The 26,082-nt window shown below is 45.2% G+C and carries 27 protein-coding genes; 3 read left to right on the top strand and 24 right to left on the bottom strand.

Annotated features, from left to right (window positions below; all coding sequences use genetic code 11):
• Positions 1-2: 2 nt before the first annotated feature.
• The 11 genes from smc to ACFQV5_RS12580 all read right to left on the bottom strand — a co-directional run bounded on the left by smc (position 3) and on the right by ACFQV5_RS12580 (position 11,673).
• On the bottom strand, positions 3-3,572 hold the full coding sequence (gene smc / locus ACFQV5_RS12630) for a chromosome segregation protein SMC (protein ID WP_379247260.1): 3,570 nt from the start codon (positions 3,570-3,572) through the stop codon (positions 3-5).
• 218 nt (positions 3,573-3,790) lie between these two features.
• A complete protein-coding gene (gene rnc, locus ACFQV5_RS12625; protein WP_379247258.1) occupies positions 3,791-4,489 on the bottom strand; it encodes a ribonuclease III in 699 nt (232 codons plus the stop codon).
• Positions 4,490-4,501: 12 nt separating this feature from the next.
• Positions 4,502-5,740, bottom strand: coding sequence for a beta-ketoacyl-ACP synthase II (fabF, locus tag ACFQV5_RS12620; RefSeq protein ID WP_379247256.1), 1,239 nt, complete (start codon positions 5,738-5,740; stop codon positions 4,502-4,504).
• A gap of 156 nt (positions 5,741-5,896) precedes the next feature.
• Positions 5,897-6,130 (bottom strand): acyl carrier protein, encoded by a 234-nt coding sequence (gene acpP, locus ACFQV5_RS12615; RefSeq protein WP_046677908.1) that lies wholly within the window; start codon positions 6,128-6,130, stop codon positions 5,897-5,899.
• 104 nt (positions 6,131-6,234) lie between these two features.
• Positions 6,235-6,984, bottom strand: coding sequence for a 3-oxoacyl-[acyl-carrier-protein] reductase (gene fabG, locus ACFQV5_RS12610; protein WP_379247253.1), 750 nt, complete (start codon positions 6,982-6,984; stop codon positions 6,235-6,237).
• A 107-nt stretch (positions 6,985-7,091) separates the two neighbouring features.
• On the bottom strand, positions 7,092-8,021 hold the full coding sequence (gene fabD, locus ACFQV5_RS12605; protein ID WP_379247251.1) for an ACP S-malonyltransferase: 930 nt from the start codon (positions 8,019-8,021) through the stop codon (positions 7,092-7,094).
• Positions 8,022-8,055: 34 nt separating this feature from the next.
• The gene (locus ACFQV5_RS12600; protein ID WP_379247249.1) at positions 8,056-9,060 is read right to left on the bottom strand and encodes a beta-ketoacyl-ACP synthase III; all 1,005 of its coding nucleotides are present in this window, start codon (positions 9,058-9,060) and stop codon (positions 8,056-8,058) included.
• Complete coding sequence (gene plsX, locus ACFQV5_RS12595) at positions 9,057-10,043, bottom strand: phosphate acyltransferase PlsX (RefSeq protein ID WP_379247247.1); 987 nt, start codon at positions 10,041-10,043, stop codon at positions 9,057-9,059. The genes ACFQV5_RS12600 and plsX overlap by 4 nt, the downstream gene beginning before the upstream one ends.
• A gap of 27 nt (positions 10,044-10,070) precedes the next feature.
• Positions 10,071-10,637, bottom strand: a complete 567-nt coding sequence (gene fapR, locus ACFQV5_RS12590) for a transcription factor FapR (protein ID WP_379247304.1) — start codon at positions 10,635-10,637, stop codon at positions 10,071-10,073.
• Between the two features lie 301 nt (positions 10,638-10,938).
• Positions 10,939-11,112 carry a 50S ribosomal protein L32 gene (rpmF, locus tag ACFQV5_RS12585; protein WP_006211382.1) on the bottom strand — a complete coding sequence of 58 codons (174 nt, stop codon included), beginning with the start codon at positions 11,110-11,112 and terminating at the stop codon, positions 10,939-10,941.
• 51 nt (positions 11,113-11,163) lie between these two features.
• Positions 11,164-11,673, bottom strand: a complete 510-nt coding sequence (locus tag ACFQV5_RS12580; RefSeq protein WP_379247244.1) for a YceD family protein — start codon at positions 11,671-11,673, stop codon at positions 11,164-11,166.
• A gap of 182 nt (positions 11,674-11,855) precedes the next feature.
• Between ACFQV5_RS12580 and ACFQV5_RS12575 the strand changes: the two genes are divergently transcribed.
• On the top strand, positions 11,856-13,091 hold the full coding sequence (locus ACFQV5_RS12575) for a nucleotidyltransferase (protein ID WP_379247242.1): 1,236 nt from the start codon (positions 11,856-11,858) through the stop codon (positions 13,089-13,091).
• Here the strand turns inward: ACFQV5_RS12575 and ACFQV5_RS12570 are convergent.
• Positions 13,081-14,121, bottom strand: coding sequence for a SepM family pheromone-processing serine protease (locus ACFQV5_RS12570; protein ID WP_379247240.1), 1,041 nt, complete (start codon positions 14,119-14,121; stop codon positions 13,081-13,083). The two genes, ACFQV5_RS12575 and ACFQV5_RS12570, sit on opposite strands and share 11 nt — an antisense overlap.
• Positions 14,122-14,237: 116 nt before the next feature.
• On the opposite strand from ACFQV5_RS12570, the gene ACFQV5_RS12565 reads away from it, so the two are divergent.
• Complete coding sequence (locus ACFQV5_RS12565; protein WP_379247238.1) at positions 14,238-15,467, top strand: nucleoside recognition domain-containing protein; 1,230 nt, start codon at positions 14,238-14,240, stop codon at positions 15,465-15,467.
• Here the strand turns inward: ACFQV5_RS12565 and coaD are convergent.
• The 5 genes from coaD to ACFQV5_RS12540 all read right to left on the bottom strand — a co-directional run bounded on the left by coaD (position 15,451) and on the right by ACFQV5_RS12540 (position 18,245).
• The gene (coaD, locus tag ACFQV5_RS12560) at positions 15,451-15,960 is read right to left on the bottom strand and encodes a pantetheine-phosphate adenylyltransferase (protein WP_379247236.1); all 510 of its coding nucleotides are present in this window, start codon (positions 15,958-15,960) and stop codon (positions 15,451-15,453) included. The two genes, ACFQV5_RS12565 and coaD, sit on opposite strands and share 17 nt — an antisense overlap.
• On the bottom strand, positions 15,950-16,555 hold the full coding sequence (gene rsmD, locus ACFQV5_RS12555; protein ID WP_379247234.1) for a 16S rRNA (guanine(966)-N(2))-methyltransferase RsmD: 606 nt from the start codon (positions 16,553-16,555) through the stop codon (positions 15,950-15,952). Before rsmD ends, coaD begins: the two co-directional genes overlap by 11 nt.
• A 451-nt stretch (positions 16,556-17,006) precedes the next feature.
• Complete coding sequence (locus tag ACFQV5_RS12550) at positions 17,007-17,114, bottom strand: YjcZ family sporulation protein (protein ID WP_379247232.1); 108 nt, start codon at positions 17,112-17,114, stop codon at positions 17,007-17,009.
• 192 nt (positions 17,115-17,306) lie between these two features.
• Positions 17,307-17,564 carry a helix-turn-helix domain-containing protein gene (locus ACFQV5_RS12545; RefSeq protein WP_379247230.1) on the bottom strand — a complete coding sequence of 86 codons (258 nt, stop codon included), beginning with the start codon at positions 17,562-17,564 and terminating at the stop codon, positions 17,307-17,309.
• Between the two features lie 90 nt (positions 17,565-17,654).
• Positions 17,655-18,245: an HD domain-containing protein gene (locus ACFQV5_RS12540; RefSeq protein WP_379247228.1), complete on the bottom strand. Its 591-nt coding sequence runs from the start codon at positions 18,243-18,245 to the stop codon at positions 17,655-17,657.
• Positions 18,246-18,374: 129 nt separating this feature from the next.
• Between ACFQV5_RS12540 and ACFQV5_RS12535 the strand changes: the two genes are divergently transcribed.
• The gene (locus ACFQV5_RS12535) at positions 18,375-19,046 is read left to right on the top strand and encodes a tetratricopeptide repeat protein (RefSeq protein WP_379247226.1); all 672 of its coding nucleotides are present in this window, start codon (positions 18,375-18,377) and stop codon (positions 19,044-19,046) included.
• Positions 19,047-19,134: 88 nt separating this feature from the next.
• On the opposite strand, the gene ACFQV5_RS12530 is transcribed toward ACFQV5_RS12535, so the two are convergent.
• The 7 genes from ACFQV5_RS12530 to ACFQV5_RS12500 form a co-directional block, all read right to left on the bottom strand.
• A complete protein-coding gene (locus ACFQV5_RS12530) occupies positions 19,135-19,770 on the bottom strand; it encodes a GDSL-type esterase/lipase family protein (RefSeq protein ID WP_379247224.1) in 636 nt (211 codons plus the stop codon).
• Between the two features lie 117 nt (positions 19,771-19,887).
• Entirely contained in the window at positions 19,888-23,052 is a 3,165-nt protein-coding gene (locus ACFQV5_RS12525) for an MMPL family transporter (protein WP_379247222.1), read from the bottom strand.
• Positions 23,036-23,506, bottom strand: a complete 471-nt coding sequence (locus tag ACFQV5_RS12520) for a MarR family winged helix-turn-helix transcriptional regulator (RefSeq protein ID WP_379247220.1) — start codon at positions 23,504-23,506, stop codon at positions 23,036-23,038. The genes ACFQV5_RS12525 and ACFQV5_RS12520 overlap by 17 nt, the downstream gene beginning before the upstream one ends.
• 186 nt (positions 23,507-23,692) lie before the next feature.
• On the bottom strand, positions 23,693-24,118 hold the full coding sequence (locus ACFQV5_RS12515) for a GNAT family N-acetyltransferase (RefSeq protein ID WP_379247218.1): 426 nt from the start codon (positions 24,116-24,118) through the stop codon (positions 23,693-23,695).
• 28 nt (positions 24,119-24,146) lie between these two features.
• Positions 24,147-24,599 (bottom strand): MarR family winged helix-turn-helix transcriptional regulator, encoded by a 453-nt coding sequence (locus tag ACFQV5_RS12510; RefSeq protein WP_379247216.1) that lies wholly within the window; start codon positions 24,597-24,599, stop codon positions 24,147-24,149.
• A 33-nt stretch (positions 24,600-24,632) separates the two neighbouring features.
• Positions 24,633-25,316 (bottom strand): ribose 5-phosphate isomerase A, encoded by a 684-nt coding sequence (gene rpiA / locus ACFQV5_RS12505; protein WP_379247214.1) that lies wholly within the window; start codon positions 25,314-25,316, stop codon positions 24,633-24,635.
• Positions 25,317-25,443: 127 nt separating this feature from the next.
• The gene (locus tag ACFQV5_RS12500) at positions 25,444-25,998 is read right to left on the bottom strand and encodes an O-acetyl-ADP-ribose deacetylase (RefSeq protein ID WP_379247212.1); all 555 of its coding nucleotides are present in this window, start codon (positions 25,996-25,998) and stop codon (positions 25,444-25,446) included.
• Positions 25,999-26,082 lie beyond the last annotated feature (84 nt).

Below are 26,082 nucleotides of genomic sequence, written 5' to 3'. Positions count from 1 at the left end.
TTTTAGGCGATGACCGCTTCCTCACTCTCAAGCTTGACGGAGACGAGCTTCGATACGCCGCCCTCTTCCATCGTTACACCGTACAATACGTCGGCTTCTTCCATCGTTCCCTTGCGGTGTGTAACAACGATAAATTGCGTCTGTTCTGAAAACTCGCGTAAATACTGCGCAAAACGGACCACATTCGCTTCGTCCAATGCAGCTTCTACTTCATCGAGCACACAGAATGGTACTGGCTTAACTTGCAAAATTGCGAATAATAGAGCCATTGCTGTGAGTGCCCGCTCGCCACCAGAGAGCAATTGCAGGTTCTGCAGCTTCTTACCAGGTGGCTGAGCTACTATATCTATTCCTGTCTCAAGAAGACGTTCAGGATCAATGAGAATCAGATCAGCCCTTCCGCCACCGAACAACTTTGTAAACACGGTACCGAACTCTCTACGAATCGCGTCAAAAGTCGTTTTAAAGCGTTTGGACATCTCGTCATCCATCTCTTTAATGACCTGATACAGTGTTGTTTTAGCTTCTACCAAATCAGCTTTCTGCTCACTGAGGAATTCATACCGCTCATTAACTCGCTGGTATTCCTCAATAGCTCCGAGATTGACTTCTCCCAGTGCAGATATGCCGCGCTTTAGTTCACGCACTTCATCTTGTACTGCTGGCACATCCTCGGGTATAGGATAGCGGTGCTTCGCGAGCTCATAGCTCAGCTCATAATCCTCGCTCAATTTCTTGAGGATATTCTCCAGTTCCACATCCAGACGATTTACGCCGATTTCAGTTTGGCGAAGCTGTTCCTCAACAGATCTTAGCTGTATCCGCTGTTCTTTAGTCTCGCTTTCCTCCAGCTCTAGTTTCTTGCTTAATTGAGTGCGAGTTGCACGTTTAAACTCTAACTGTTTGGAAGCCTCGTCTTTTTTCAGTTTAAAGTGGTTCAGATCTTCGATCTGTTTAACACTCTCAGTAGCATTCTGTTCTAGCTCTGCCAGAACGGAAGCAAGCATCGTCCGATTCTGCTTCTGCTCTTTCTCATGATTGTTCACATCAGACTGCATTCGTTTGAGCTGTTCCTCAAGTGAGAATGTTTCCTGATCCAGTTTCCCCTCTCGAACTTTAAGAGTAGTCAACTGTGTCTGAAGTTCATCCTTAGCAGATTCATTCGCTTTACGCGCGAACTCTGCAGCTTGTATGGCCTGATGAGTCGCTTTCTCCTCATCCTCAAGTTCTGACAGAAGTTTTTCCGCGCGAGCACGGCTTTCTAGGATTTCTTTAGCCTCCTGCTCATGATTCGTCTTTTCCTGACCAGCAAGCTCAGCCTGCTCCAGCACATGACGAAGCTCATGCTCCAGCTGCTTCCGATCGCTAGATGCTTGCTGCTCTTCAATTCGCTTATCATCACCGGACTTACGGAGTTTATCCAGCTTGTCTTGTGATGCAACGATTTGCCCCTTGACTTGTTCAATGCCCTTCTGGAGCTTATCAATTTGCTTCTCCGTTTCAGTAATTTCCTGATCCAGTTGATCCAGCTGGCGCTTCCGTCCGAGCAGATTGTTACTCTTCTTGTGATGACTACCACCGGTCATAGAACCACCGGCGTTCACGACATCGCCTTCCAGCGTTACGACACGATAGCGGTACTGAAAGCGCGCAGCAATTTTATTGGCCTGCTCAAGCGTCTCAGCAATGACTACATTGCCAAGCAGGCTACCAACAATATTGCTATATTTCTGATCGTATTGAACCAGCTCAGAACCAAAGCCTACGAATCCAGCTTCTCCTTCTGCCATAGAGCGGTCCGAAGAAGAGACATGGCGCGGACGAATAACATCCAGAGGTAGGAACGTAGCTCTTCCGAGTTGACGTTGTTTCAGAAACGTAATGGCTTGGCGTGATACAGCTTCATTGTCCATGACAATATGCTGTACGGATGCGCCGAGTGCAGTTTCCATTGCTAACTCCAGCTTCTCCGGTACACGTATCAGTTCTGCGACAGCACCATGAACCCCATGTAGAACAGATTTACGGGACGCTTTAAGTACTTCCTTAACACCCAGCATAAACCCGTCAAAATCATCCTGCATTTCTTTCATCGTATCACGGCGGGAAATTTGTGCTTCTCGCTTCTGTTCCCATTTACGAAGTGCGCTCTGACTCTCATCGATCAGCTTTAGCAGTGACTGATAACGCTCGCTCTCCGTAATATACCCGCTGCGTAGATCCGCAATTTCTTTACCAAGCTTTTCGATAGTGCGATCAATCTGTTCTTTGCGGCTCAGAAGCTCTTGCTTCTGTCCTTCCCATTTCCCGGTTTCCTCCTGCGCACGGTTCATCCGGCGTCCCAGAGCCTCGGTCTGCTGGTCTGCATAACGGATTTCATTACGAGCCTGGGCCATCTTATTCATAAGTTCCAATAGATTGCCCTTCAGACTCTCTTCCTGCTGCTGACTAATCCCTCCGGTCACCCCAACAAGCTTGGCTTCCTCGGCTGAGAGTTGATCTCTCAATTCAGACAGCTCTTTCTGCAAGGAAGTTAACTTTTCCTTCATAAGGACAAGTTCTTCCTGTCTCTCAGCCAGTCTGCTTCCGCCAGAATTCACACTCGTTTCAAGTTGCTCGCGAGTTCTTTCCAAATTACGACGACGTTCTTTTAGTACCTCACCGTAACCCTCATTCTTCTCAAAAGATTCGCTGTACTGAAGCAATTCGTTCTGAATTTTTTCTACTTCCTCCTCCAGTTGGCGAAGGGCTGAACGGTCACTTTCAAGTTTTGCATCATGAGCAGACACAACAGTGGATAGCGCAAGCTGATCCTCATTCAACTGCTCCAGCCTGGCATTTGCTTCACTCCATGCTCCATGAATCTGTTCAATCTGATACACATATAGCGAGATTTCCTTACGCTTCAGTTGCTCTCTCAGTTCTTTATATCGGATTGCCTTCTCAGATTGATCCTTTAATGGACCAATCTGGTCCTCAAGTTCAGTCACAAGGTCGTGAATACGAAGTAAATTTTGTTCTGTCTCATCGAGTCGGCGCACTGATTCTCGCTTCCTCGATTTGTATTTTACGATACCTGATGCTTCTTCAAAAATACCTCTTCGATCCTCGGAACGAGTACTTAGAATTTCTTCGATTCGTCCTTGTCCAATGATAGAATATGCTTCCTTACCGATACCGGTATCCATAAACAATTCAGTTATATCCTTCAGTCTGCATGACTGTTTATTTATCAAATATTCACTGTCACCGTTTCGATGTACTCGACGTGTAACAGTCACTTCATTAAAATCCAGCGGAAGCACATGATCTTCATTATCGAGCGTTAAGGACACTTCGCCATAGTTAACAGCTTTACGAGCGTCACTTCCGGCAAAGATAATATCCTCCATCTTACCGCCACGGAGCGACTTCGCACTTTGTTCACCCAAAACCCAGCGAATCCCATCAGATATGTTGCTTTTACCACTTCCGTTTGGTCCGACAACTGCCGTAATGCCCTTTACAAATTCCATTTCCGTCTTGTCGGCAAACGATTTGAAACCCGCTAGTTCTATCCGTTTCAAAAACATATATTTCAGATCACCTCTTCCGTTATTGTACCATATCGAATTATCCCTAGCTGTTGTTAAATCCGACTTCTAAGAAGATATCCTAATTCATTTCAAAAAACGATACCGCCTGTAATAAATGGACAACGAAAAAGAGCAAAAAACAGTCGTGACCCCTTGGTTTCCGGTTGTCCCCTTGACTGATCTTTGCTCTTTGTTTGTCCTCACTTCGGCGAAGCTTAGGCGTTTGTACGTTTCAGCTGTTTCAAGGCTAGCGCCGCTGCCTGCTGCTCAGCTTCTTTCTTGGATCGGCCACTGCCGCGCCCAAGGCACTCGCTTCCCATAAATACCTCAGAGACAAACTCACGTTCATGCGCAGGTCCCCGCTCTTCAACGATACGATATTCCAGCGTACCCATACCGTGATGCTGTGTCAGTTCTTGAAGCTCGGTCTTATAGTCGCTCATTTGAGGCCGGCCGTTCACAGTGACGGATTGAAACACATGGTCACTTAGAAAAGAACGAACTGCCTCTAACCCTTGGTCAAGATAGAGCGCTCCCACAAAAGATTCGAACACGTCGGCAAGAAGAGCCGGGCGGGTTCGTCCGCCCGTCATTTCTTCTCCCTTGCCTAAGAGCACATAACGGCCAAAATCCAAACGTTCTGCAAATTTGACCAGCGAGGGCTCGCATACAATAGCGGCCCGGAGTTTTGTCAGTTCCCCTTCTGGACGATCCGGGTATAGGTTATACAAAAACTCACTAACAGTAAGCTCAAGTACAGCATCACCTAGAAATTCCAGACGCTCGTTATCCTGACTCTGGCTAAAACGATGTTCGTTGACATATGAAGCGTGGGTAAAGGCCTGCTTCAGCAGCATTCCGTTACGAAACTGGATATGAAGTTTATGCTGTAACTGCTTCAGATCTCCACTCAACACACTGTCCCCTTACTCGGCGAATTTTTTCAGGATTATGGTGGCGTTATGGCCGCCAAACCCAAACGAATTGGACATTACAACGTTCAATTCGGCTTTTCTTGGTTGATTCGGAACATAGTCAAGATCACATTCAGGATCTTGATCCTCAAGATTGATTGTCGGTGCAATCGTCTGGTGTTGCAGACTCAAAGCGCAAATAACTGCTTCAACACCGCCTGCAGCGCCTAACAAATGGCCTGTCATTGATTTAGTAGAGCTTACAGCGACATCATAAGCATGGTCGCCTAAAGCCATCTTAACAGCCTTGGTCTCCGAACGATCACCTACTGGTGTGGATGTTCCGTGAGCATTGATATAGTCGATATCTTCAGGACTAATCCCTGCATCACGTATAGCCATCTTCATACAACGTGCAGCACCGTCAGGATCAGGTTCTGTCATGTGGTGAGCATCAGCACTTAATCCATAACCGATAACCTCGGCATAAATTTTCGCACCGCGCTTTTGAGCATGTTCCAAGGATTCCAAAATCAGAATACCTGCACCCTCACCCATGACGAATCCGTCGCGTCCAGTATCAAAAGGACGGCTCGCCTTTTCAGGTTCATCATTCCGGGTCGACATCGCGCGCATCGCGCAGAACCCAGCCATCCCTGTTGGGCGAATCGTAGCTTCCGCACCACCGCATACCATGACATCAGCATCTCCGCGTTGAATCAAGCGGAAGGAATCACCAATCGAGTGGCTACCGGTTGCACAAGCTGTTACCTGCGTCGTATTCGGTCCTTTAGCTCCAAGATTGATGGACATTTGGCCAGAAGCCATATTCGCGATCATCATTGGAATAAAAAACGGACTTACACGTTTAGGACCTTTTTCAAGCAGCACATTATGCTGATCCTCCCATGTTCCGAGACCACCAATACCAGACCCGATGGATACACCAACGCGTTCTGCATCAGCATTCTCACCAATCTTGATTCCGCTGTCTTCGAGTGCTTTCGTACCCGCAGCTACCGCAAATTGAACGAAACGGTCCATCTTGCGCGCTTCCTTACGATCCATATAATCCTCTGGATTAAAATCCTTTATGGATGCAGCAATTTGTGTTGGGTAGTCGCTGACATCGAAAGCTTCAACATTGGACACTCCAGATTTACCAGTCATCAGACTGTTCCAAAACGTATCAATGTCCTTACCTATCGAGGTCATAACCCCCATACCAGTAACAACTACTCTTTGCTTCAAACAAACTCACCTCTATATGGACTGCCCTCACTTACCTACAATCTCGCAGGAAGCTTGGCGCAGCAATAATCTATCAATATTATCTTGACGTATGACCAGCTTTAGAAATGTGGAGAAGTCCCGCCTTACAACAAGAACGGGACTCAACTTCATGACTTAGGTATGAGATTGTATGTACTTAACAACTTCACCTACGGTCGTAATTTTCTCCGCATCTTCATCAGAGATCTCCATATCAAACTCATCTTCCAACTCCATCACCAATTCAACTACATCGAGAGAATCAGCTCCAAGGTCATCTTTGAAAGATGCTTCTAGTGTTACGTCGGCTTCGTCAGCACCCAGGCGGTCGACGACGATGCGTTTAACGCGTTCCAATACATCGGACATCCGGCTCACCTCCTCTTGGTAATTATACGAGATATAATTTCAAATTGCCATAGAAGGCACTTGAAAACGTTTTGTAGTGCAGACTCATAATAACAGCGTTATTCTTACATGTACATACCACCATCTACATGGAGGGTCTGCCCTGTCATGTAACCCGCTGCGGAAGAGGCCAAGAAAGTAACGACATCTGCGATTTCTTCCGGCTTTCCTAGACGTGCAAGCGGAATATCTCCCGCCAGCTTCTCACGAATATCTTCCGGCAGCTCTCGTGTCATATCTGTATCAATAAATCCAGGCGCAACAGCATTCACAGTAATTCCACGAGAAGCCAGTTCACGGGCTGCCGATTTGGTCAGACCGATCACACCAGCTTTTGCCGCAACATAGTTCGCTTGCCCAGGATTACCCAGAGCTCCTACAACCGATGAAATATTAATGATGCGCCCATAACGCTGTTTCATCATTGGACGAGTCACTGCTTTGAGACAATTAAAGACGCCCTTCAGATTCGTTTCAATCACTTGATCGAACTCCTCTTCCTTCATCCGCATGATTAAATTATCTCTTGTAATCCCAGCATTATTCACCAAAATATCAATTCTGCCCCATTTGTCAAGCACTTGCTTAACGAGTGCTTCTGCTTCTGCGCTAACTCCAACGTTGGCTTTTAACGCAATAGCTTCTACACCCTTGGCGCGAATTTCGGATACAACTTCTTCTGCAGCCTTTTCATTACCGGAAAAGTTCACTGCGACATTTGCCCCCATGTCGGCTAATGCAAGCGCAATACTGCGCCCAATACCGCGGGACGCACCTGTAACGAGTGCTGCCTGCCCTTTTAATGCTTCAATCATGAATGTACCTCCTTTCCCCGAGTCTACCCTAAAAATGCTGCTTTCAACTCTCATGATCGTTTAAAAGCTATAAAGCAGCTTCTGCTACATTATCTTATGTCCAGAAATCAGAGTGTTTCCAACTCATTAATACTAGTTATACTATTGATATTAATCAGCTTCACGCTTTTATCAATTTTTTTAATTAATCCGGTTAACACACTTCCTGGTCCAATCTCCACAAAGGTATCAACCCCTTGGCTGATCATCCACTCTACACTATCGTGCCACAATACCGGAGAATACACTTGCTCCACCAGCAATGAACGGATCTCTTCAGGATCACTGACTGGAAGAGCAGTAACGTTAGCGACTACAGGCACAGCCGGCGCTGATAATGTTGCATTCGCAAGCTTAGTCGCAAGACGGTCAGCTGCCTCTCTCATCAGAGAGGAGTGAAATGGACCACTAACTTCCAGTGGGATAGCCCGTTTTCCGCCTATTTCCTTCACGCGTCCGGAGACCGCTGCAACACCTTCTGCTGAACCCGAGATAACAATTTGTCCGGGACAGTTGATGTTCGCAAGCTCAACAGGATTACCTTCTTCAGACACACTGAGACACAAATTATTCAGAGCTTCACGGTCTGCTCCTAGCACAGCAGCCATAGCTCCTTGACCACCAGGAACAGCTTGTTCCATATACTCACCACGTGCTCGTACAATCCCCACAGCTTCCTCAAGCGTTAGTACACCTGAAGCTACAAGTGCACTATACTCACCAAGACTGTGTCCAGCTACATAATCAGGGGTGATGCCTTTCTCACGAAAAGCCTCTAAATAAGCCACACTGGCAGCAAGAAGTGCTGGTTGTGTGTTATACGTTTGTTTCAGTTCCTGATCAGGACCATCGAATATAATTGAACTCAGAGAAAATCCAAGTGCTTTATCAGCGGATTCTATCACCTGCCTTGAAGCAGGAATTCCATCAAAAACATCTTTGGCCATTCCTACGGATTGGGCACCCTGCCCTGGAAATATAAATGCTATCTTACCCAAATATATCGTTCCTCTCAGCTAGATTTCAAATCCATTACCATTTGAGAACAGATGCGCCCCATGTCAAACCGCCGCCAAATCCAACCATAACAACGGTATCGCCTTCTTTAACACGACCATCTTCCACTGCCTCGACCAGAGCTAATGGAACAGAAGCTGCCGATGTATTAGCGTACTTATCAACATTGACAACAACTCTCTCAGCTGGAAGATTTAAACGTTCCATTGCTGATTGAATAATACGGACGTTCGCCTGATGAGGGATAAAGATATCAATATCTTCTTTCGTAATACCTGCTTTGGATAATACCGTTTCCGTCGCAGAGCTCATAACTCGAACCGCAAATTTAAACACTTCGCGTCCATTCATATAGATAAAGTGCTTCTTCGCTTCCAGCGTTTCGTTAGAGGCCGGCAAACGCGATCCACCCGCTTCGAGATACAAATGAGCGCCACCAGCGCCTTCTGCTCCAAGGTCAAAGGCTTGGAACCCTCTTCCTTCTGGCACTTCCCCAAGCACCACCGCGCCTGCACCGTCCCCGAACAAGACGCATGTATTTCGATCCGAATAATCCGTAATTCTTGACAGGCAGTCTGCACCGATTACGAGCGCATTGTTATACATTCCTGTCTGCAAGAAATTGGTTGCTGTTGCTAACCCGTAGACAAATCCAGAGCATGCTGCTGACAAATCAAAAGCCGCTGCCTTCTTCGCACCGAGACGATCTTGCAATAGACAAGCCGTGGAAGGAAAGGACATGTCTGGCGTTATAGTAGCCACAATAATAAGATCCAGATCCATCGCCGACATGCCGGCAGAATCCAGTGCTTTTATGGCAGCTTCGTAGGCCAGATCCGATGTCGCTTGTTCCGCTGAAGCAATATGTCGTTCCTTGATGCCTGTACGGGATACAATCCATTCATCGCTTGTTTCTACTATTTTCTCCAAATCGCTGTTTGTCAAAATTTTCTCAGGGACATATTTACCTGTCCCGATTATTCCAACCGGTCGCAAATTATTGTTCATGTCCTCACTCATTTCCCACTGATTTCACTTGATATGCTTTCAACCAACTGATTTTGCATAGCGATTCGAGCTTGACGAACCGCATTTTTGATCGCATTGCCGTCAGATGATCCATGGCTCTTGAGCACCAAACCGCTCAATCCAAGGAGAGGTGCCCCTCCATGTTCTTTGTAATCCATAACAGATTTCAAATTTCTTAACTGTGGCATCATCATTGCCGCTGCCAGTTTCGTCTTCAAAGATTGCCCAAACTGTTCTTTCAGCAGTGAAAATAGCGCCCCAGCTGTTCCTTCGATCGACTTCAACAAGATATTCCCGGCGAAGCCGTCGCATACCAGAACATCACATACGCCGTTCATAACATCACGTGCCTCCACATTGCCAACAAAGTGAATTGGCAACTGTTCTAGCAGAGGATACGCATGTTTTGTTAATTCATTTCCCTTACCAGGCTCAGTTCCGACATTCAGCAGACCTACTCGAGGCTTAGCGATGCCGTGAACCTTCTCACGGTACAGGCTTCCCATCAGTGCAAACTGCTGAAGATGCTCTGGCTTGGAGTCCATATTTGCGCCCAAATCGAGCGCAAGCATGCCTTTACCGTCCAGTGTAGGAATCATTGGGGCAAGCGCAGGGCGTTCAATACCTTGCATCCTGCCAACTACCAGTAGCCCTGTAGTCATCAATGCACCTGTGTTGCCAGCCGATATCATCGCGTCCGCTTCACCCTCACGGATCATTTTCCCCGCTACGACCATCGAAGCGTCCTTTTTGCGGCGCACTGCTTTTACAGGTTCATCCTCAGCTTCAATGATCTCACTCGCGTGGCGCACAATCAGATTAGAGGGCGATTCCTTGAGAAGCGGCTCGATCTGTGCTTTGTCACCGACAAGAATGATCTCTGTGTCTTTCCACTCCTGGGCCGCAGCTATCGCTCCCTCTATATTGCTCTTAGGAGCGTTGTCCCCACCCATGGCGTCTATAGCAATTCTCATGTTGAATCCTCCTTAACTCCAGCTCGGTTACTCTCCTGTAGATCGGTATACGACAAAGTTTCCTTGAAACACCATTTCGTCACCAACATAAGTGAATACTTCAACTTTAGCTTTGCCCTTTTGACCTGCATTTGAACGCACATATGCTTTTGCAATACACTTCTCTCCGAGACGAACCTGCCTCAGAAATCGGATATCCGCTGAGGAAGTCAGAGCAATTTCATCATTAATAACTGCAACAGCCAAAGAGTTTGCCTGGGCAAAAACATAATGTCCTCTCGCAATCAACGTCTTGCTAAACACATGCTCATCCCGAATCTCAAAAATCGATATACCACTCTTGTCCAGTTGTAAATCGACTACATCACCGACCACTTCATCCAGTGACAATGAACGGACCTGATCGTACGAATGCTCCGCCATTTGTTTCATCCGTTCACGCAGTTCGGGGATTCCTAGTTCCATCCGATCAAGGCGAATAGTCTGTATGCTCACTTTGAGTTGCCGAGTCAACTCTCGGTCCGTGACAAAAGGGTTATCATCAATCAGTTGGATCAGCCGCTGGTGCCGGTCTTTTTTTGATAGACGTTCGATGACAGCGCAACTCCTTCTGCCTTAAATGGCGCGATTCTATTAATTTATGTAAAGTTTAAACCTAATATTAGAACCAGGTACTAACCTGTAGTATAAATCATGTGACTGCAAAAAGAAAGAGGATTTCAGCCTAGCATTCTTCAAAATCAAATGACTAACTTTCAGCCAACCAATATATTGAATAAAATCATACTTATCAATCAATATGTCGTACTATTGAGCGATTCATATCCGCCTTTATCAATAGATGGAAACAAAAAAAATAGCACCTCACCAAAGATGAAGTACTACTTATTAAAAACTATTGCTTGATAATCTCTCTTGCTTTGTACGTTCCGCACACTTTGCATACGCGGTGAGCAAGTTTCAATTCTCCGCACTGTTCGCATTTCACCATGCCTGGCACAGCCAATTTAAAGTGAGTACGACGCTTGTCACGACGTGTTTTGGACGTTCTACGTTGAGGTACTGCCATGTTCCCACCTCCTTATCAGTTAACCCGTTTTCACGGGAATGTCTTCCATCATCATTTAAAAAAGTCCTTCAGCCCAGCTAACCTCGGGTCAATCACTTCCGTGTCGCAATTGCAGGAGCCTTCGTTGAGGTCTTTACCACAGTTTGGGCAAAGTCCTTTACAATCCTCACTGCAAACCGGGGCCAGCGGTAAATAGAGTACAAATGCTTCTTCTACATACTCAGCAAGATCCACACTCTCGCCCTTTACGTATGTAATTTCATCACTTTCATCCTGAACATTGTCAGGATCCTCTACCGGCTGGAATACTTCATGAAAAGGGATGTCCAGTAGTTCAGTAACCGGCTTAAGACAACGTGAGCATGTAATCTCAAGTTGACCTTTTAACCGACCATGAACATCTACCGAGCCAGTGACGGATGGTGTCACCGTTAAATCCACTTCAAGCGGACTTACAGAGACAATTTCCTTCCGACCTTTTACTGCTTGACTAACATCCACGGTTTGATGGAACTGTAACGGTTGATCGCTGGTTGTCAATTTTCGAAATTGAATAATCATATCCATCACTCCAAGCAAACAAAGATTATTATACCGATTTGCAAAGTCTTTTGTCAACAGCATATCCTTCAATTTTCTAAGCTGGACTTGTTATAGTATAGCACCCTAATCGAGCTCCACTTCAATTATTCTTGCAGAACAGGCACCGAATTATGATATATTTTTAACAAGGAGTTGGTTTTGTGAAAACAGTCGGAATCATCGTGGAATATAATCCCCTGCATAACGGCCATGTGCTTCATTATACACGATCCAAAGAAATAACAAACGCTGAAGCCGTTGTAGCTGTCATGAGTGGCCCATTCCTGCAGCGCGGAGAGCCAGCATTGGTTAGTAAACGCGCTCGAACAGAAATGGCCCTGCACATGGGGGTCGACCTCGTGATCGAGCTCCCAGCAGTCTACGCTGTTCAACCGGCAGAATGGTTTGCATACGGGGCAGTATCCCTTCTGCATGGAACAGGTATTGTAGACTGTCTTTCCTTTGGCTCCGAGACTGGATCGCTGCAGGATATCATTCCGCTTGCTGAAAGCCTAGCAGTAGAAAGTGGAGAACTACAGGATGAAATTTCAAGGCAAATGTCTTCCGGGAGTAATTTCCCCACTGCTTATGCCACCGCAGCAGCTGCTATAACAGGTGCCTCTGAAGCATCTACACACCAATTAGCACAGCTCTTATCTCAGCCCAATAACTCACTGGGCCTTCATTACCTAATCGCGCTTAGACGACTTCAGAGCAATATCGTTCCTTATACAATTCCAAGAGAGAGTGCGAACTATCACGATGAAGTACCATCTAATGAGTTCATTGCCAGTGCGACTTCTATTCGCAAGCTCATTTTTGAAAACGGGTTAGACTCAGTCTCTTCGTTTATCCCTAAATACACGTTGGATATTCTTCATAGAGAATTCGCGGAAGGGCTTGGACCCATGGACTGGGAAAAATTTCGGCAGCCATTGTTTCACACGCTTCTATCTCATGATAAGACTGAGCTGGAATCATTTCATGAGGTCACTGAAGGACTTGAACACCGGATCTTGCGACTTCTACCCCAGTTAGACAAGCCTACCGTTGAAGCTTTGCTCAGCGCGCTAAAGACCAAACGATATACTCGGACCAAGCTTCAACGCATGCTGCTCCATATTTTGCTAAACCATAAGAAAACTGAAATGAACCGTACCATGCTCTCTCAGGGCCCAGGCTATATCCGTGTACTCGGATTCAGTGATAAGGGCAGAATATTGCTTAAACAAATGAAAAAGACGGCCTCAATACCTGTTGTAATGAGACCGTCCGCATACTCACACCCATACCTGACAAAAGATCTTAAAGCAGCAGCCATCTACGCCAGCGCATGCCCGAATCCTGCCGTGGCTGCTATGTTTAGTGACTACCTTATGCCCCCCGTCAGCCTTTAGGAGTTAGACCATTCATATAGTCGATCGCATCCTGTAATTTGTCTACCGGGATTAGTTTCATTTCGGTGCCGATGCGATCGGCTTTCGCTTTGGCTTCATCATAATTCTTACGCGGAACGAAGAATAACTCCGCCCCTTCCCTGTCGGCAGCTACGATCTTGTGCTTCACTCCGCCAATCGGACCTACCGTACCTTCTTTACTGATCGTCCCAGTTCCAGCGACGCGATAACCCTTACTTAAATCTCCTGGAGTAAGCTGATTGTAAATCTCCATCGTAAACATCAATCCCGCTGAAGGACCTCCAATTTTAGTATCAGCGAATGTTACACGGTCATCTGGATTATCTGGTTCGACCTTCTGCATCGTAGCGATTATCACGCCTAAGCCAGGCCTTTCAGATTCGGTTTTATCATCCTTTATTGGAACCAACGGCACCTTCACTGTAACAGGATTACCTCCTCGCTCCAACTTGACTTCCACAATATCTCCGACTTCCTTAGAAGCAATAAATTCTGTCAGCTTAGCATGATCCGAAACGGGCTCCCCATCTACAGACAACAACTTATCCCCAGGATGGAAAGACTCTTTATTCGCCGAATCCTTTGGTACAGACATAATGAACATATATGCCGGGATTATACGATAATCAACATCAGCTGCAGTATACGCTGCCTCCATTGCCGAAGACTGCGAGGAATTCATGTAATAAACCTGAGTAGCCGCATACTCCTCTTTACTTTGGTCCCCAAGCTTCTCCTCTTTCTGTACCACTTCAGCATTTGAATTAAATGCTGACATCACCAATAGTGCCATATTGGCATAACTAGCTGACACCGTTGTTAACATAAATGTCCCTTCTTCTGCAGGGTCACCTTTTTCCACAGATATCATGGGCTTCACTTCCTCGGCACTACCTGGCTGATATATCATGTATGGAGTAGGCATGTATACCACTACATATAACAATATTCCAATAAGCAAAAGATATAAAAGTACTCGTAATCCACTTGGTTTAACGGATCTTCTCATGATTTTCCCTTCCCTCTGGAATGTCTCTTGCCATTACTGTAATGCCACCTGGTCTGACAGTTGTCTCCTCTGCATAAAGTGGTACTAGCCATGTTTACGCGGAGAGGAGAATCCTTATGAATATAGGTAATACCATCAAACGTTCTTCCAGCCCCTGGTTCACCATTCTTCTAGGAGCTGCTTCTCTTCTAATAGTAGCAGCTGTCGTCAGTTCACCTGAATCAGCTCTTCAAGCCTCACTTCAGGCGATGAAGCTTTGGTGGAATATCGTCTTCCCGGCTCTTCTCCCTTTTCTTGTGCTGGTTGAGATTATTAACGCCTACGGCTGGTCTCATGGTGTTGGCGTTCTGCTGGAACCGATAATGCGAAGAATATTCAAACTGCCCGGTAAAGGAGGTTCCGTGCTAATTACGGGGATGTTAGCAGGTTTTCCTGCAGGAGCTCAGGTGTCCTCCGAGATGGTAAAACAAGGTGATCTAACTCCCACAGAAGCCGGTAGACTTGCAGCCATGTCTCATTTCTGCAACCCAATGACCATCCTGATCGTCATCGGAACCGGACTGCTCCATCAACCTGCAACAGGATATTTCCTACTCGCCATCCATTGGATCTCAGGCATTCTTGCAGCGTGGACTTACTCCCTAAGACGTCCAAATGCGAAGCCTGAGCAACCTGGCAGTGAAAATCTCAGTCGTTCTAGAACAACAAAAGAACAGAATAAAAAAGAGTCACTGCTGCTTCAGGCGATTAAAGCTACTACAGAAGCTCGAACACGCGATGGCCGAAGCTTTGGCAAGTTGCTCGGTGAATCGGTTACCCGCTCAGTTCAAACGCTTATGATGACCGGTGGTTATATTATAATCTTTGCTGTCATCGTGACCCTGTTATCACAACATCTATTATCAGGCGTTCCCTCATTCCTTGCAGCGGGCTTACTGGAATTTCATCTTGGCGCTCTAGCCATCAGCGAAGGCGCATTCCCTTCGTCTACAATTCAGTTAGCAATTCTCTCAGGCATGCTGGCCTGGAGCGGCATAAGCGCCCATCTTCAAAGCTTGTCAGGATTAAAATCAAGCATAAGCACAAAATGGTCCATGTTCGCATTAAAACGTCTTGTTCATACAGTTTATGCTTGCTGTCTTACACTTATTTTCTGGAAGCCAGTCAATGATATCACTACATCTGTGCTTCCTGCCTTCGGCGCCGTTCCTCAGGAGACATTGCGAAATGAACAACATTTCAATCTGTGGAGTGGTTTCCACACCCTAATCCAATGGCAGATCGTTACATGCATCGTTCTAATTGGAATATTTACGATGATCTCCCGGATTATTGACCGGCGTTGAACTTTTTGCGAAGAGCGGCATCAACCTCTGGACTAACTAAATCTGTGGTGTCGCCATTAAAATGCGCGATCTCTTTTACAAGGCTGGAGCTAAGATAGGAATATTTGGGGTTCGTCATCATGAATATCGTTTCCGCATCTGGGTTCAGTTTATGATTCGTCGAAGCCATTGTCAGCTCATATTCAAAATCAGTAACAGACCGGATACCGCGCACAATCACTTGTGCGTTTTTTTGACGAACGTAGTTAGCCAATAAATCCCGGAATCCGTCCACTTCTACATTAGGTAAATGCGACGTAACTTTTCTAAGCAGGTCTTTTCGCTCTTCTAATGTAAAGAGAGGGTTCTTACTCAGGTTATTAAGAACAGCTACGATCAACAGGTCAAACTGTTTAGCAGCCCTTGTGATAATGTCCATATGACCCATCGTTACCGGGTCGAAGCTGCCAGGATATACGGCTACGCGATATGTACTTTTCTGTTCATTTCTCATTGATGATGTCCTCCTCGCCGGGCTCGTCCGACTTTTCTTCCGCTGGATTATACTCATATATGGATACGGCAGTCTCACCGTATTTGGCTGTACGCAAATGATCAAAGCCACTAATTTCTTCCGGATATGAGTAGCTGGACTCATATTCCAGCACTAATAAGGCTCCTGCATTTAGCAGCCCCCGCGTTGCCATCTCCGTCATTAGCGCGTCACCATTTTTCATACGGTAAGGGGGATCCAAAAACACGAGGTCAAAGATAGACTTCCTCTTTTCCAGCGCTTTTATCGCTCTTCCCGCGTCATTACGATATATTTCAGCATTGGACTCAAAGCCCGTCGATTTCAGATTCGTCTTGACGGTCTCGATGCTTTTCGATTCCATATCAATAAATACGGCCCGTTCCATTCCTCGGCTTAGCGCCTCAATTCCTAGTCCTCCGGTTCCGGCGAACAAATCCAGGACAGCTCCTCCATCAAAATATGGACCAATCATACTGAAAATTGCTTCTTTCACTTTATCCGTCGTCGGACGGGTGCCCATTCCAGGCACGCTTTTTAGTGGCCGGCCCTTGGCACTTCCCGCTACTACTCTCACTACAACTATCACCCGTTCTATGTCTGAATATGAAATGCCGAAGCCAAGTACCACTGTATTGTTCTTCTCAAAAAACGACAGTGCTTCTAAATGGACAGCATTTTATGAGGTTATCGTAACACAATCACACCGTATATGAAAAATGATTCATACCTCATCCATGTTTTTTCAGAGAACAGGTATAATTCAGCTTCTAGCGGGCATCCTTGAACTATCGACATCAATGTATGTCGTAGACAACCGCGGAGAAGACTTACGTTTCCCCATAAGCTCTTCGTCCGGTTTCTCCTCTCCCATGAGGGCGCTCTGCAAAGGGCGCCCGAATTTTTTTGCTGTAAAAAGATCACAGCAAGGGTATCCCAAGGCCAATTGATCGACCTAACGGGACACCCCCACAGTGATTATCTATTGTTCAATAATACGGTTAGCAATATCTTTAAGGATCACAGGATTAGATGAATGTGCTTGTTATGATAACCAACAATATGAACAATACCAGGATCGCGCCTACCGAAGAACCCATTCCATAACCACCGTATCCACCATAGCCTCCGCTCACATTAATCCCTCCTTGTCGAATATATAACACATGTTATGCCTAAGCGCTGAAAACGAACTAGGCAATCGCCTTTTGTCCTGAGGATTGAGTCATTCGCCTATCAGAACTTGGATAAAGCTCCCCTTCGATCCTTGAACCAGCTCATTAAAAAAAGCGTGCCAGAGTTCGCTCTCCTGCACGCTTATTGATCTATTATCCCTTTATTTGAGTGTTACCTGCCGCGTCTGTATGACTCTCTTCATCGGACGGTGCTGACCTTCTACGCCGGTCAACTAATCCCTCTTCACCCTGTTCTCTATACTTTCTCATCCAAACTTTTAATCGTCCGATATCAGATATTTCCAGAGCTGCTGCAACTTCTTTTTTTGTCATTCCCTCCAACCGCATGGCAACTGCCTTCTTCTTGGTCTCCAGGCTATAATAATGAAATATCTGCCCTTTCTTAGCCATTGACATCACCTCTACCGATATATATCGGTTAGATCAAGCTTTTTTTCAATATGTATCCTTCAGTAAGCTCTAGGATTCAAAGCCCTGCACCTAGGGAAGCAGATATCCTAAGCGCACAGCATCGAGAATCAATTCTCTTGCCCACTCGGCAACTTCTGGAACAGAAACAGAAATCGAGTCAATCCTGGCCAACACTTGTGACGAGGTCACACCGTGTTCAAGCCATGCTTTCCCTCCCGTTGCATAATTGTGCAATAGAGGCTGAAGACGGTCCATCGAAATAGCGAATTTCGCTTCGGTCGTAGTACCCTCCTCAAATTCAAGCCATAGCTCCATCATTTCCTTACCCTGATCTTCCGGCAAAATTGCAAAGATCCGCTCCGCCGCTTCTTTTTCACGATCAAATTTCCCTACAATCCCTTGAACATCGTATGCAAATGTATCACCAGCATCAATCTCTACGAGATCATGGATCAATAGCATTCGCAGCACACGTAGCAGATCGGGTCTTTCTCCAGAAATATGCTCCTCAAGCACGGATGCCATCAGTGCAATATGCCATGTGTGCTCTGCATCGTTCTCGCGCCTGCTTCCATCTGTTAAGTATGATCTTCTAACGATATGCTTTAGCTTATCAACTTCGCGAATAAAATCCATCTGTCTCAAAAAACGTTCATTCATATGTTGTGCCCCCTAATAAATGTCTTCCTTTAAGTTAACATACTTCTTTTCAATTCTCATTTTCCACAATTTTTCTTGTGCTATAATTAATGAATTCCAACCTGTATTAAATGATAATGGAGGATAAACATGGGTAAATTTTTTATTTTCATTTTATTATGGAACATCTTAGGCAATCCATTCATTGCCATATTCGTCATACTACTGATTGTATATTTACTGGACCGCCGTTTCATAGGTCTATTCCCAAGCATTACACGGCCTTTCAAACGGCTTCGTCATATTTCAAAGCTTCGTACACAGATTGCAAACAGTCCAAGTGATGTATCCTCTCGGCATGAACTTGCCAGACTACTTATCGAACGCCGTAAATATAATGAGGCATTAAACATCCTCGAATCGATTCGAGCAAACTCAGAGGATTCTGCTGAATACTGGGATGACCTAGGAACTTGTTTATTAAACACAGGGAATATAACCCAGGGGGAGCAGGCAATCTTACAAGCTCTTCAAATTAATCCGAGGGTAAAATACGGTCGTCCACACCTGCGTTTAGCAGCAGCTTTCAAAACAAGCGATCGCGAAAAAGCAATTCGCTATGTTGAACAGTTTCACTCGATCCACTCCTCTTCAAGTGAAGCATTTTACCTGCTAGGCTCAATGTACAAGGATCTAGGAAGAACCGAAGAGGCGAAAGAGGCCTTCAAGGAATCCATAGCGGTGTATAAATCTCTACCTAAATACAAAAAGCGTCAAGAGCGTAAATGGGCTGTTCGCAGTTTAATCAAGGATGCGTTTTAAACCTAGGTACGTTACAATTCCCTAAATATTAAAAAGACCGGCCTCCTTTCTGGAGTGCCGGTCTTTTGTCTCTGTATCAAGTGCTCGTTTACTTTAAAGGATAATACCCAAGCTGGTTAAGCTTCTCTGCAATGACTCGATGTCCTTTGGTACTTGGGTGAATGCCATCAAGAGATAACATCTCCTTTTCTCTACCAGCAAACCGAGAGTATATATCCGCTACGCGAAAGTAACTCCCATTGCTCAGTCCGAATAAATATTTATTAAAACGTGTTACATATTCCGCTGCTTCATCCCAAGAAGGATAAGGATTATACAAGCCTACCGCTCTTATGATATAGGGCTGTTCGCCACCCTTTTTCAGCTTATGAATAGCTGCGAGGCAACCCGAAATATTATGCTGACATCGGATCAGAGCTTTATCCAAACGATCTCGATCAGGACGATTCCCCCCTGTTTTAACAGCGCGTATGAGATCATTTCCTCCGACTGTGATCGTAATCAGACTCGCATCTTTCAGATGCCCCCGGAACCGTGAATCTTTCACAACTCGTTCATATAGCTCATCCGAAGTTAATCCGTTTATTCCCAAGTTCTCATAAGCAACAAATTGCTGTAAGTGCGCCTCGGCCATTCGCCTATATAAAGAAACAAAGCCGCTCCCGGGCAACGCACCGATCCCGAAGGTCAGAGAGTCGCCGACAGCGGTGTAATGGTACACCACTTCATTCACCTCCACCTCTGCTCGGTTAGATATTATATGTTAGCTGTCGAATATACGAAACTGAAAATAGTCGCACGTACAGCGGAAAACCGAGCAAAGGAGGCGAAGAAAAGATATCTATAAATTTACATCTTGTTGATATTCAGCACCGCGTTTATTAGCCATATTAAATGGCCACCAGTTCGCGCTTCCGAATAACTTAACCATCACCGGTACGAAAAATGGTAGGAACAGCAGCGCATAAAGCACAAGGCCAGTCAATACAACCGTCGCAATCTGCATCATGGACAAGACACCTGACGGATACATCGCTGCGAAAGTACCGCCCAATATGAGAACTGCGGACAAAATCACCGTGCCCATATTGCGCATGGCAAATAGTATTGCATCTTGCACATTCGCTGTTTTGTTCTCGTTAAACCGATCCATTAGAAATATGCTGTAATCTACGCCTAGAGCCGTAAGCATTACAAATCCAAAGAATGGGGTTGCCCAACTAACACCGGAATATCCGAGCAAATCCACAAATACAAATTCTGTGATTCCGAGTGATACATAATACGTTAAAACCAGAGAGAACAACAGATAGAGCGGCATAATAATGGAACGAAGCAAAACGATTAAAATTAATAAAATTCCAGTTAACATCAAAATTACAGTACGGTTATAATCTTCATCCGAGATCTTCTTCAAATCCGCATAAGTGCTCGTTACACCGCTGATCGCCTGATCGGCGTTTTCAAGCTTTGTACCCTTCACCGCCCGAGTTACTGCCTCTTCTAAGTCCTTTATTCGATCTAGCGTATCCGCAGCATATGGATTTCCGTCAAAGACAACATCCATTGTCATGATCTTCCGATCCGGTGACAAGTAAATATCATAGGCACGCTGCATATCTTGATTACCGAGCGCTTCCTGCGGAATAAAGAAACCACTTAGTTCTTGATCAGGCGCTGTTTCAATCTGTGCAAGATAATCTTGAGCTGTAGACAGCCCCCCACTGATCTGCGCAAGTCCTTCTGCACTTTGATCAAGTCCATCTGTCAATTTGCCAAGTTGGCCTGACAACTGACCAAACCCTTCTAGGATTTGTTTCTGTCCTCCTTGAAGCTGCTCCAATCCCGATTGAATTGAAGGAACTTTCTCGACCACTTGACCTTGACCTGATGCTGCTTGCTCTAGTCCTTTCTGCAATTCATCCATACCTGAAATCAATTGGTCGAATCCCTTACCAAGTGCCTGTTGACCAGCTGTAGCAGCAGCCAAACCTTCGTTGGCCTTTTTCAAGCCCTCTGCTGCTTGGTTCGTCTGCTTCTGCATTTGAGTCAGACCAGAAGCAAGCTGTGAAGTGCCCTTACTGGCTTCTGTGACCGTAGCCCGAATCGTCAGATAATCCGCATCCTGAAGCAGTTCGGGCGTTGATGCTTCCAAACGTTTAAAGGAAGCTTCCAATCCACCTAAGGCCTTGGCAACACCATTAAGCTGATCTTGAATCGAGTTCATTGCAGTGCTTAAAGTTCCAAGACCCTCAGCAGCCTGACTGTAACCTTTCAACAATTCCTGATTAGCTGCAGCAAGCTGCTGCGCGCTTTTCTTAGCAGTTTGCAGTCCACTCTTTAGCTCGCCCGCACCTGAAGATCCACTCTGTATGCCAATCTGGATTTGCTGAAGGGCATCACCCAGCTGCCCAATACCTTGCTTGAGTTCTTCCGTTCCCTGAGTCAGCTTGCCACCACCCTCTGCTGCTTCCAGCAACTTAGGTTCATTTTGACTCAATTGACGACTAGCTTCATACAATCCTTTTTCAATTTGAGATAATCCCTCTGTTGTCTGACCCAGACCTTCATTCAAAGTCCCGACTTGCTCTGAAACCCGGAACTCTTTAATCTCATCCCCAGCAGGACGTGATAGACTTCGTACCGAATCAACACCCTCTACCTTCAGGATTTCACGAGATATTCTTTCGGTCAGAGCCATATATTCACCGGTATCCATTCGGTCATCATTCTTAAGAACAACTGTTGCCGGCATGGATTGACCCGCTCCAAAGCCTGCCTCAATCAGATTAAAAGCTTTTACCGATTCATATTCCTCACTTATTTCTTCCATGCTGTTAAACGATAACTGCCCGTTATAAGAAGCCAGGAACGGTATACAAATCACGGCGATAATAAATAACGCAGCCCATGGACGTTTAAGTGAGAACTTACCTGCGAGCCCCCATACTTTGCTCTCTTTATGCTCCAAAGAACCTTTAGAAGGCCAGAATAGCTTGTTCCCAAGTACCATCATAAAGAAAGGCACAACCGTAAACAACGCTACTAACATAACAGCAATACCAACCGCCACCGCTACCGCAGAGCGATACAAAATAAACTGGGATAACCCAATCGACAAGAACCCGATAAAAACAGCAAGACCCGAATAAAACACCGTTTTACCTGCGGTTCGATACGTCTCTACGATCGCCGAAGCAGTATTTTCCTGACGCATCAATTCTTCCTTATATCTGCTGATTAACAGAATACAGTAGTCTGTGCCAATTCCGAACATGACCGCAACCATAAAGATTTGGGTAAAAGTCGATAGTGGAAAATCAACTGTATCCACCAAAAAGGCTACGACAGACTGAGAAACAAGGTAACTGATCCCTACCGTCAATAAAGGAATAAATGGAGCGACAATCGAACGAAATACAGCAAATAGAATAACGAGAATAAACACAATCGTTATGTATTCCGTCTTTTTAAGTCCATCCTCCGACCCCTGAATTGTATCCTCATTAATTAAATCGTTACCTGTCAAATAATACTCTACACCGACATCGCCTAACGTCTCATGAACTTTCGTTCTCATTTCTTTAACTGGCATTTTCTCCATATCAGCCGATATGGCAATCATAATTGTCTTGCCGTCCTTCGATATCATCTTGTCTTCCAGTGAAGGTTCATCAAAGGGATTCATTATCATATCAATGCCTAATGCATCCTGCTCAGCCTTCAAGTCGGACACCGCTTTATTGACCTTATCCTTTCCTTCTTCCCCCAAGCCATCAGCATTGTAAAATACCATAGCCGATTGAACCAGATTCTCTCCGTCCTTAGCTGCGTTCATTTCCTTCAACAGTTCAGAAGCGTGAGTTGAGGAGTATCCATCTGGAACGGATAATTGTCCCTTTTCCCGGACCAGCTCAGTCATTGAAGGTGCGGTAAACATGAGTATGACTGCCGCCGCAAGCCATAATACGATAATCGCCCATCTGGCCTTAAGTATTGTTCTCATTCTCCTGATCTCCCCCATGCTCATGCATTAATCTAGCCAACTTCTCATATAGCGTAATAAAATGTTCCACTTCACCTTCATCAAAATGAGTCAAGTATGAAGACACAAGTGACTGCAGCTGATTCTCCGCTTTTTTATACACTCTGCGACCGCTATCTGTCAGTGTTAAATAAACGATTCTGCGATCTTCTTCATCCCGCGTTCTTTCAATCCAGTTCCTTGTCACCATTCGATTTACAATGGCCGTAATCGAGCTTTTACCGACAAACAGAATATCTGCCAAAATAGTAGATGTACATCGTTCATTACTGTGGATCAAACACATTACCTGATACTGTTCTCTTGTCAGTTCCACACCAATTCCATCTCGGGTATCTGCATGAATACGTCTGCTGACCATCATGTCAGCTGCAATATAGCGCTTAATCCAGCTCTCCGTAGTACTAAGGTTCATGTCATCCTCCATGTCCATTTAGTTCACTAATAAAACTATTCAATAATAAAACTATATTCATGGACCACCCATTTGTCAAATTTAAACAATTGAGGGTTCGACATGCGGAAATCGGGTTAACTTCAGAGAAAGAAAAAGAGGGCATCCCTGGTCATAAGACCTTTTAGGATGCCCTCTTGATTAATTCTACTCTTCTTCAACTTCATAAACACATCGGAAACGCTCCACGCCAGGATACAATTCTCCAAGGCTATAAATCTCGAATCCGATACTGCGGTAGAAACCTACGGATTCATCATCTGTCTCTGCAATGACACGCGCGGGCTTTTGTTGAAGCATGAGTTCTAAAATCATACCCCGACCGTAGTCCTTTCCACGATTCTCTGGCGTGACAGCGATATGTTTAATCGTTAATTCATCACCATTAGTGTCAACTCCAATAATCCCTACCAGTACCTCATCTTCCTCATACCCGTATAGATCCAGACCATTCGGTTTACGGTAGGCTTCTACAGCTTCATCCAAACGATCTGGATCTGGGAAAACGGAATAAGCGAGCAGTTCCTTTACCTCTATATCATCCAATCGGGAAGAAATATTTTTGATCATCATCTTAACCTCATTTCTAAATCAAAATCAATTATTTCAACAAATCCTCTGCGGTCGTCCCGAGCTTCCGAAGCAGAATCGATGCCTGCTGCTTCTCCTCATCCGTCAGTCCACTCACTGCATACGCAATCTTCTCTTTATGCCCGGAGAAAATACGTTCAAACAACTCTGTACCCTCATCCGTCAGTTCAGCATAGATTACCCTGCGATCCTCAGCCGAAGCTCTTCTTACAAGCAGATTCTTCTTCTGAAGCTTGTCCACGACATAAGTAATGTTCCCACTGGAAATAAGGACCTTCTCGCCGATTTTTTGAAGCGGCTGTGGCCCTTTATGATAAAGCACATCCAAAACACCGAACTCCGTTGAATTCAGTCCATGACTTTGAATACTTCGATTCGAGTGAGCCATTACTGAATTGTAAGCTCGCGAGAGTACCACTAACAAATATAATGACAATTCTTCATGCTCTTGATTATTCGACATGCTCTCTTAACCTCCGAAATCATCTAATCCGAGTTACTTTATGTTGTTATCTAGGACATCTACAGAACCGTCATCACGTCCAATAAAAGCCTTATCTGCCATTTCTATAAATAAACCTTGCTCAACAACACCCGGAATCCCCTTTAATTGCTTCTGCAGCTGTTCAGGAAATTCTATTATACCAAATTTACAATCCGCTATATAATTCCCATTATCGGAAATAAATAAATGTCCCGATTCATCCTTCCGAAGCTCTGCCCTGCAGCCTAATTTCTCAAGGGCAGACAGCGTCCATTCACTTGCAAATGGAATAATCTCAACAGGGAGCGGAAAGGCTCCTAATGATGGTACAAGCTTCCCTTCATCAGCTACGATAAGCAGCAGATCACTGTGGAAAGCTGTTATCTTCTCACGAAGCAATGCTCCACCACCGCCTTTAATCAGACGTAGCTGAGAATCCAGCTCATCTGCACCATCAATTGTTAGATCTAATCTATCTAATCGTTCAAATGGCGTCAATGTTATTCCATGTTCGAGGGCCAACTTCTCTGAAGCTTTTGATGTTGCAACGGCTTGAATGCGAAGACCCTCCTGTTTCACCCGTTCCCCAATCCGTACGATTGCATAATACGCTGTGGAGCCTGTGCCAAGACCAACTTTCATACCATCCTGAATATACTCAACAGCTTTTTCTGCAGCAATTTTCTTTTGATTCATGCTGACGATCTCCTTTGTATGTGAAAGATAAACTACTCTAAGGTTACATTATTATATGTTAATAGTAAAAATAAACAGGGCTGTCCCTACTTTTTGGGACAGCCCCCGTATACAATGTTACTGACTCTTAATCATAACGTTCAAGCCAGCGCACATATAAATTCGCATTATCAATTTCAAAACATACGAAGTCGATCTTCTCCAATCGATTATCCTCTGGTTCTCCTAATAGAAAATCAGTTACCGCTTTCAAAGCAACATCACAAGCAGGAGATTTGGGATAACCATAAATACCAGTACTGATATTCGGAAATGCTATGGAATGTGCACCCACTTCATTAGCTAACTGCAAACTACTGCGGTAACAATTTGCCAAGGTTTGCGCCTCACCACGTCCTCCGCCTTCCCATATCGGACCTACCGTATGAATTACATGCTTCACATCTAAATTCCCAGCCCCTGTTATGACCGCGTAACCAGGTGGGCATCCTCCCTGAAGCTTACGTATTTCTTTACACTGCTCCATAATCTCAGGTCCGCCAGCTCTGTGGATAGCACCATCTACACCATTACCGCCCAGAAGGCCGGAATTTGCTGCATTTACAATAATGTCGCCCTTCCAAGCAGTAATATCACCTGTTAAGACGGAGATCATTGTATTTCCGATCGTCACCGTTTTCATTCGGAAAATCTCCTTTCGGCCTTTTTCCTCTTCATTACCCCTTCGTCGGGGAGGTTGACCCCATCCACAGCTCAGTTCATTTGA

Origin of the sequence: Paenibacillus sp. GCM10028914 (assembly GCF_042666275.1) — a bacterium.
Taxonomy (GTDB): domain Bacteria; phylum Bacillota; class Bacilli; order Paenibacillales; family Paenibacillaceae; genus Paenibacillus_AQ.
The sequence above is the reverse complement of the archived record's forward strand: the minus strand, read 5'-3'. Positions and strand labels throughout refer to the sequence as shown.